The following is an 8,253-nucleotide window of genomic DNA, read 5'->3' on the forward strand; positions in this document are numbered from 1 at the left end:
TCTGGCCGGCGGCCTCGATCAGGTGCCAGCGAATATTCCACCAGTGACGCTTGCCAGCCCATCGCGAGGTCCACGCTGTCAGCTCGGCCTGGTGCCAAAGATAGTGGAGCAAGCTGTGCAACGAGAGCTTCTTTGCGTCGCCGGCGATGGTGTCAGTCGCATCCGTGCCCGCTCCCGGCGCAGCCCGGGTGCCGATTTTCGTCAGACTGAAGGCGACTTTCAGCGCCGACATTCCACTCTCCGGATCGACCTGGATCGCGCTGCCCATCAGCACACCGAGACCCGACAACTCGTCAGGCGGCTCGTAAGATGGACAGGCTGGATCGTGCCCGCCACCCGACATCGGCATGCGCTTGACGATGTACTGCTCTCCAACCTGAGCAATATACATCCCGAGGCCGCCTTCCTTGCAAAGGCAGAGCGGTCGAAGGCGCTTACGGTAAGCATCCGCTAACGCGGCTGGGAATTCTGGCGCGGTCTCTTCGATGACTTGGTCAGCAAGTTTGAATCGTCGCATCGCCTCCATCGCTCCGGACGCCGCCGCATCCCCTACGCACATTGATCCACGGTTTCGGCGGCGACGCAACCTTCAACACGGCAATTGGAGAGTGCGGCCGCGATGCGCGCGCGCTTCGCGCGCGGCTGGCGCAGGGAGAGGCAGAGGGGAGGCCGGGATGCGATGGCGGGCCGAGGCCAGGAGAGAGGCTCCCGGCGCCCGTTGCGGAGAACGATCATGACCCATATGGAAATCCAGGCGCCGGCGCGCAGCGTGTCAAACGGCTATAAGGTTGATGTCGGCCGTGGACAGCGCATCGGCCGCGTGTCGTCGGAATGGTGCAACCGGCCGGACGACGAACGCTTTCTGTCGCTCACCGACCTCAACAATGCGGTCAAGCGGCGGTCCGAACGCAGCAAGACCCGGATCGTTGAAAGCGAGACCATCCGTGTCGAAGCATCCCGCGACAATCCCGAGAGGCTAACGCTCATGCTTCCCGATTCACACACCCCGGTTGCGCCGACACACTGGAGCTTTGGTCAGCTCGCCAGCCTGGTCGGAGCGCCGGCGACCTATCTGCGCCAGTTGCCGGCCGCGCTCGCCGGCATCAATCTGCAGTACGGGCTTTCGACGCACCGCGCCGAGCAGGTCAAGACACTCGAAATCGAAAACGGCCGCCTAGAACTCCGAGCGGTGACGGGGCCGGACTACGGGCGTTATCTAAACAGTCAAGCTGTCTCACCGGCTTTTCACTGATCCCATCCCGCCGACGTTGAGCCCGACGCCGTTCGAAAGCGCCGGCGATCCCGTGCGCTCGCGTCGCCCCAAAGGAGCTTTCACGATGTCTTCCAGGGTACAGTCCGGAGCGCGTGCCGACGTCTACACGCGCGTTACCGCCGAGATCATAGCGGCAATCGAAGAAGGTGCAGGTGATTGGCGCGCGCCATGGTTCCACAACGGGACCAGCGCCGCCCGCCCGACGAACGTCGCATCTGGCCGCCGCTACCGCGGCATCAACACGCTGGCGCTGTGGGCCGCAGCGATGGCCAACGGTTACAGCGATGGTCTCTGGGGCACCTATCGGCAATGGCAGGACACCGGAGCGCGGGTTCGCAAGGGCGAACGCTCGACCACCGTCGTGTTGTGGAAGCAGATCGCTTCGTCCGACTCGGCGGATGACGATGGCGGAGACGACGGCGGCCGCGTTCGGATGTTCGCCCGGGCCTTCTCGGCGTTCAACATCGCGCAGGTGGATGGATACGAACGTCAGCCGACGAGCATCCTGTCGGAGGAAGAGCGTCTGGCCCACGCCGAGACCTTCATCGCCAACCTCGGGATCAAGACTGTGTTCGGCGGTTCGGAAGCCTGCTACGTTCCTTCGTCGGACACGGTGTTCATGCCAGACTTCGCTTCTTTCCGGGATGCCGCGTCGTTCTATGGGGTCTGGCTGCATGAGAGCGGCCACGCTTCCGGGGCAAAGCACAGGCTTGACCGCGATCTCTCGGGCCGGTTCGGCTCGGCGGCCTACGCGGCCGAGGAGTGCAGTGTGGAGATTCTCAGTGGGGTTGTGCTTGCCGATCTCGGCATCGCCCACCATCCGCGCCCTGATCATGCCGCGTACATTGCCTCGTGGATCAAAGTATTGAAGGACGACCCCCGCGCCATCTTCACGGCTGCCGGCAAGGCACAACAGGCAGCCGACTGGATGCACGAACAGCAACCTGCGCCCACGTCATCCAACGTCACCGAGGAGACGGAGGCGGGCCACCTTGCTTCTCCTGTTCTCGTCGGCGCGTTGTAGCAAAGCGCGCACCTGGACGTGCTGAGCGATCACGTTCTCCCGATCACGCCGCTGCCGCTCCACGTCAACCTGCGGGGAACGGGGCTCATCAGGCCGAGATAGCTTCGCCGTCTCGGCCGCCTCCCGCAGTTCCGTGAGGATGGCCGGAGCTCGGTTGGCGGTTGCGCGGCTGACGCCGGCTTCCCGTGCCAGATCGGCAACCGTCAGGCGGCCGTCCGATATACATGCGTTCCCTGAGACAAGCCGGGCGAGCGCTTCGCGAAGCGCTCTCTCTGTTGAAGTGCTGACAGGCTTCACGAGCGTTCCTCCAGCAGCGGCGCGATCAGCTTGCGCATCCGATCCCGGTCTTGCCGGATCGCGGACCGCTGCACGCTCGACAATCGCTTCTCTTCCAGCATCGTCTCGGCGTGAGCGATCGCGGTTTGCCATGGCGGCAGATGACGACGGGCAATGCAGGAGTTCGGGCAGCGGTCAGGGGCGCAGTTCGACAGGATGGGCTGGCTCTCCGAACCCGTCGAGCGGCCAAGACAAAGCGCGGTCGCCGGCTCGAAGAAGCAGTCGTTCAGATAGCCGACGTGCAGCGTGCGCGCGAGGTGAGCGAGCATCGCCTTCACCCGTTTGCCGTCTGCGATCATTCCTGGCAGAGGACCGATCTCCTGCGCGACACGGTCGATCTCGTGCTTGATGCGGGAAGCGCCGGGGCCGGCCAGTCGCTCGCCGCGCTGCGCCGCTTCGTAATGCGCAACGATGTCGTCGAGTTGTCCCAGATGATGTTCCTGCTCTACCTCTTGGCGGTAGCCGGAGGCGGACGATCCGGCATAGCCGTCGAACATTGCGACAGAGGCATGCTTGTACTGGATCTTGCCGGCGACCACACCGAACGGCCGATTGGCGATGTACCAGGCCACGGTTCGCCGGAACTGCCGTGTGTTGAAGACCCAATGCCGTCCTTCGGCAAGCGGGATTGTCGGCTCGTCTGGGGCGCCGAAGTGCTCGTCCAGATGCTCTCGATACCGATTGATCTGCCGCACGACATGCGGAACGCCACGATCGAGCGCAACGGCGCGATGCAGAACGATCCAGATGCCGTCGTCCTTGCGCCGCGGCCGGTGCCTTGCCGCCAAACGCTCGGCGATCTCCACGGCGCGGCCGACCGGCTCGATCGTCACCCATTCCTCCGGGTCCCCGCGCTCCTGCCGACCCTTGTAGACGACGCTGCGTATTGTCAGCCGCTCAATCATGCCGTCGGCGCTGCGCTTGCGCTGAAGGCAACCGGGCTGCATGGCCTGAACTTCACTGTCGCGCATGCCGGTCAGATAGGCGCACAGGACGTAGGCGGCCGTCTGAAGCTGACGCTCCTCGTGCGCCACTGCAAATGCGTCGAAGCGAGACCGCCATGGTTTACCGCTCTCAGGGTCGATAGAGATCGGCGTGTCCATACCGCCTTGCTCGACGCCAAGTTCCTTCACAGCGTTGAGAAGCAGGCCATAGGCTTCTTTATTCTGGATGATGTTGGTCACGTGAATCCTGCTTTGCAGCGAGATCAGTTTTAGGTTCAGCACGTGACCGTTCAGTTCGTGCCGATCGGCGCGTGCGAGGGAAGCGCAGATGCCGCCGATGCTGGCGGGCGCATTCCAGACGGGGATACCGCGGCCCGCCTTGCGGCGGCCTTCGATAAAGGACGCCATGCGCGTGGCGACGGCCTCGCGAGGACGGGCTCGGTCCGCTTCAAGTCGGTCAAGCTCTGCCCGTGCCTCGAGGATATCGGCAGAGAACAGCTCGACATAGCGCAATGACCAGCGCAGCAATGCGCCGATCACCTGCTCGGGAATGCGGGGCGTTAAGTTCTCATATGGCCGGCCGCCGCAGCCAGCCACCTTGAAGATCGGCGTTCCGTTCCAGGGCACGAAGTCGAGACCACCATGGGTCAGGAAGCGTGCGAGCCGGTGAAGCTGCACGGCCGGCCTCATGCAGGTAGCGACCTGGGTCGGCAACACGGAACGGTTCTTATGAAGAGCGAGGTAGGCGTCGAGCAGGTCCTGATCGATGAGCGCGGCATCGAACCTGCCCTCTCGTTCCCGAACGAACGCCATGAACTGGCGCAGGGTGGCAAGCGCTGCCCGCGCGCTCAACGGCCGCAGCCGTCCCGTGCGATCCGGCAGGCGTTCGTTGAGCCAGGCGAAGATGTATTCCTTGGCCGTCAGCCTCTCCACCGGACAGGCAATGTCGATGAAGTCGATCGTGCGGAATGCATTGCGCGCAGTGACATGGAAGATTACCGGATCGAGATCCCATACGTCGTCGCCGAATCTCGAGAGCGTCTTCCGATCGGTCCCGTCCTTGAGCTTCATCGAGCAGAGCACGATGTCGCTGGGGCTGCGTATCGCCGACGGGCCTGTAGCCTGCGCGGTGTTGAGCGCCGTCATCGTGCCGTCGCCTCCACCGGCAGATAGAGGACCGTCGGCCCTTGCTCCGCGATCCTTGCCCGTGCCGCTTCAACGGCCTGCGGCGCAAAGGCGGGCAGGATCTGCTTCGTGACGCGGTGCCAGGGGCGGCCGAACTTGATCGACCACTCGCCGGCGTCGAGCACCGTCCGCTGGTCGGCCATGAATGACTGGAATGCGATGAGCGCCGGAAGCTTGCGTTCTGTGATCACGGCATTCTCGCATTCGAGGCAGCCCCAGAACGGGCTCGGGCAGGGTTTGCCAGCTTCCGTGAACGGGCTCTCGTAAAAGCCGCCGCATCGCGCGAGCCAGACATCCTGTTCGTCGGTTGCCGGAGATGGGTCTTGCCGCTCAACGACCGGGTGTTCCGCTTCATTCGTGTCTATGCGCGGCTTCAGCGCAGCATCGAGGGCATCATGGAACGCATCAGCAAGGGTCTGCTCGTGAACATGACGCAGGGCGGGTATGTCCGCATAGTGTCGAGCCGCGACGCCGATCGAGTGACCCACGGCAAACTGTTCGAGCTGACCATTCGTGCGTCGGTACCATTCGGCCTTCTGTGTCTTGCGCAACCGCGACAGTCGCAGCCGCAGCCGCGCACCGTCGTCATCGACCAGGTAGTAGCGATCGACGAAGGTGGCGATGCCCTGGCCGCCTTCTTCGTTGGCCGGGCGCAGGCCGTCGATAGTCCAGAGTACCCACAGACGATCCGACCCGGTGTGGCGCCGCGCACGCTCGGTGAGCGCGATCGCCATTCTGACCAGCCCGCCCGGAGTGGCGCTCGACCCGTCCCGGACGCGCAGGCGCTTCCACTCCGAGCCGCGTGCCCGGCGCTTGTAGTACTCGATCTCGACATAGCCCCGGGTGGGATTGCGCAGGCAGTCCGCCTTCAGGCGGATCAGGCATTCCATCTCCATGCCGGTCTCCAGCGACAGCAACGTCAGGAATGCCGCAAGGTCGATCGGCGTGAGGTGGAATCCCCGATGCGGCACCTCGATCCTGCAGTCAACGTGGCGGTAAGCACCGAGGCCCTTGAATCGTGCGAAGGAGGGGTGCCGCGTCTCGATTTGTCCGGATCGTATGATCTCGGCCACGACAGCATCATGATGAGCGCGCAGCCGCGTGCATGCATCCACTCCCGGCGGAGGCGGCGGAACGTCGTCACCGAGCGCGATGCGCTGGCGAGCTTCAGCGATCTGAGCCCGGGCCGCGGCACGCAGGGCTTCGGCGATCCTGCTACTGTAAGCGTCCCGGGGCCGACTGCCGCCACTATCGCCATGACCAAGATAACGCAGACGGGATACGACCTCCGGCATCAGACCGCCGGGACGGTTCTCGACCGCGATGCGGAGCCCACTGATCAGCGCCGCCAGAAGGTGCCGCTGGAACAGCCGGTTCCCGGCATTCTGCTCGAGCCATGCCTCATAATCGTTGATCAACTCGACGGTGATGTCGCCCAGTCCGTGCAGGATGATCGTCCGATCATCCAGGAACGACCAGAACCGGCGGAGATTGAGGAGATGGCGCCGCACCGAACGTCCGATCGGCGTCGGGCCCATCTGGCGGATGCGTTCCCGCACCAGCGGGGCGATGTCGACAACGAAGGACGGGCTCGACCACGAACTCAGGTCGACGATGATCTCGCCGCCTGTGTCGACGCGCACAGCGAAGCGGCGTGGATCGGCGATGATCACGGCGGTGACAGTGCACTTATCGGGAGTATCCGACTGCGGCGGGAATGTTGCCCGTCGCCCCCGACTCATGACGCGAGTTCCCCGGAGGTCACGTCGAGACCAAGGTTGCCCGCCGCCGCATCGACGATCTCCTGGCTGTCCGCGAGGTGATCGAGATAGATATAGGTGCTCTCGATCCTGCTATGCCCCATCAATCTCTGGAGCTTCAGCAGAGGATCGCCGATCATTCGACGATAGGCGGAACCGAGATACCGCGATCGCTCGCTCACCACCCAGGCGACCTGCTCGCGCAGAAGCAGCGTCAGCATATGGACGGCAAAGCTGTGTCGCAGCATGTGAGGGGTCACGTACATATCCGTGAAGCCGAGGCGACGGCATCTCTCGCTGGCGCGCGCGAACACGGCCTCCCACGACGCCATCGGCATCGGCTCCCCGTCTTCTGTCAGCCAGAGCGCCAGCGGCACGCCCGTCTCGGCGTCGACAAGGCGCGTCCGCTCCGACGGCGTCACCTGATCGACGCTTACCTTCAAGGCGCGGTCGCCATCGCTCAGGCGAAGGGCACGGTGCTCGCATTGGACAACCGGGATCGGGCTGCGAGTTCGGCGGATGCGGCCGCTCCGCCGAACTCGCCCAAGGGCGTTGTCCCGTTCAATCCGGACGTAATCGTGCAACTGCCCGATCAGACGGATCGGCATGCGGATGTCCCGACCGCGCGAGCCCTTTGCGGTCGCAGCCGCTAGTCGGAAGGGCAGCGATCGAACCGTGGAACCCAGGCATGTATCCAGTGCGGGCAACTCGCTGAGCAGCAGGCTCGACGCCTCCTGCAGCCGCAGGCCGGTGGTGATCAGCAGCTCCGCGAACAGTGCATTGCGCTCTCCGTTGCGGCCTCGCCATGTCGGGTCTTCCCCGCCATCCGGAAGCCTGCCGCGCAGCCCGACCTCGCGGAACGCCAGATAGCGCGGCATGTCGAGGAAGCGCATGTCGCCCTTGCGGGCACCGCTTTCTTTGGCGCAGTTCACCGCCATGGCGATGACCGCACCTGACGCCGACGCGCGTGACCAGAGCTGTCGATAGGTGAACGGAGCGGCGGCAATGATCTTCTCGTCACCTGCCCACCGATAAAGCTTGTCGAGCGCCGCAATCATCCGGTTCCAGGATGAGGCCGATATCCGGAACGGGGGTTCGGACATGCGCCGGGCTTCGTGGAATGCGGCGATGTCATCGCGATCGGCTGACCAGAGAGACTTGCCGTTCCGCCGCTCTTCGAGGAAGCGCATCCAGACGACGATGTCCCGCGCATAGGCCCGAAGGCTGTTCATCGAGCGCACGCCCATGGTCGGGCAGGATCGGAGGAAACGGCTGAGGTGGTGATCGTAGGCGCCGTCGCTTCCCAGAATGAACGGCATGCCCTCGACGAGCCCGACGTTGTCCGCGGCCGCTATCTCGTCTGAGGACAACTCGTATGTCGTGCCGTGGACCGTCACGGAGCGGTGTACGGCGGAAAGATCGGTGATGAACAACTGCGGCAAAGGACCTCCCAACGGCGCCGAAGTTTTTGCCGGGGACGGGCTCGAGCCCGCCCCCGGCAAAAACTTCGCACCGGCGTCACTCGACGGTTCTGGGTCTCTGACTGTCGGCGATACTAACCGCCAATCCTGACGTCTGTGAGACAGGTACACAGAGTCTGGATAATGGCAGAATTTTCGACCATGAACTCGTTGATGCGGTCCAGAAGATCGCCGGCAACGGCACCGGCGACACACGCTGGAAAGTTCCGGGCGTGCTCGACTGGTCAACCAGCATCTACAACCCCAATGT

5 protein-coding genes and 2 pseudogenes are annotated in these 8,253 nt (G+C 64.1%); 3 read left to right on the top strand and 4 right to left on the bottom strand.

Going from position 1 to position 8,253, the window contains the following annotated elements; translation table 11 throughout:
- Nucleotides 1-559, bottom strand: a 559-nt coding sequence (locus AB7F49_RS36015) for a DUF1173 family protein (RefSeq protein WP_428531681.1), incomplete at its 3' end; no start/stop codon positions are given.
- A 174-nt stretch (nt 560-733) separates the two neighbouring features.
- Here AB7F49_RS36015 and AB7F49_RS36020 point away from each other — a divergent pair.
- Nucleotides 734-1,234 (top strand): annotated as a pseudogene (locus tag AB7F49_RS36020) (hypothetical protein); the annotation flags it as partial.
- 103 nt (nt 1,235-1,337) lie between these two features.
- Nucleotides 1,338-2,297 carry an ArdC family protein gene (locus tag AB7F49_RS36025; RefSeq protein ID WP_428531684.1) on the top strand — a complete coding sequence of 320 codons (960 nt, stop codon included), beginning with the start codon at nt 1,338-1,340 and terminating at the stop codon, nt 2,295-2,297.
- 293 nt (nt 2,298-2,590) lie between these two features.
- On the opposite strand, the gene AB7F49_RS36030 is transcribed toward AB7F49_RS36025, so the two are convergent.
- The 3 genes from AB7F49_RS36030 to AB7F49_RS36040 are packed head-to-tail and all read right to left on the bottom strand — an operon-like array spanning nt 2,591 to nt 7,964.
- Nucleotides 2,591-4,723: a hypothetical protein gene (locus AB7F49_RS36030; RefSeq protein WP_428531687.1), complete on the bottom strand. Its 2,133-nt coding sequence runs from the start codon at nt 4,721-4,723 to the stop codon at nt 2,591-2,593.
- Nucleotides 4,720-6,504 (bottom strand): hypothetical protein, encoded by a 1,785-nt coding sequence (locus AB7F49_RS36035; RefSeq protein WP_428531690.1) that lies wholly within the window; start codon nt 6,502-6,504, stop codon nt 4,720-4,722. Before AB7F49_RS36035 ends, AB7F49_RS36030 begins: the two co-directional genes overlap by 4 nt.
- Entirely contained in the window at nt 6,501-7,964 is a 1,464-nt protein-coding gene (locus tag AB7F49_RS36040; RefSeq protein ID WP_428531693.1) for a tyrosine-type recombinase/integrase, read from the bottom strand. The genes AB7F49_RS36035 and AB7F49_RS36040 overlap by 4 nt, the downstream gene beginning before the upstream one ends.
- A gap of 158 nt (nt 7,965-8,122) precedes the next feature.
- On the opposite strand from AB7F49_RS36040, the pseudogene AB7F49_RS36045 reads away from it, so the two are divergent.
- Nucleotides 8,123-8,253: pseudogene (locus AB7F49_RS36045) on the top strand (DUF932 domain-containing protein); the annotation flags it as partial.

The organism is Pseudorhodoplanes sp., assembly GCF_050250235.1.
GTDB lineage: Bacteria > Pseudomonadota > Alphaproteobacteria > Rhizobiales > Xanthobacteraceae > Pseudorhodoplanes.

Excerpts from the sequence above, each read along its gene's own strand:
- AB7F49_RS36025 (WP_428531684.1), top strand. The coding sequence starts at position 1,338 with ATGTCTTCCAGGGTACAGTCCGGAGCGCGTGCCGACGTCTACACGCGC.
- AB7F49_RS36035 (WP_428531690.1), bottom strand. The coding sequence starts at position 6,504 with ATGAGTCGGGGGCGACGGGCAACATTCCCGCCGCAGTCGGATACTCCC.
- AB7F49_RS36030 (WP_428531687.1), bottom strand. The coding sequence starts at position 4,723 with ATGACGGCGCTCAACACCGCGCAGGCTACAGGCCCGTCGGCGATACGC.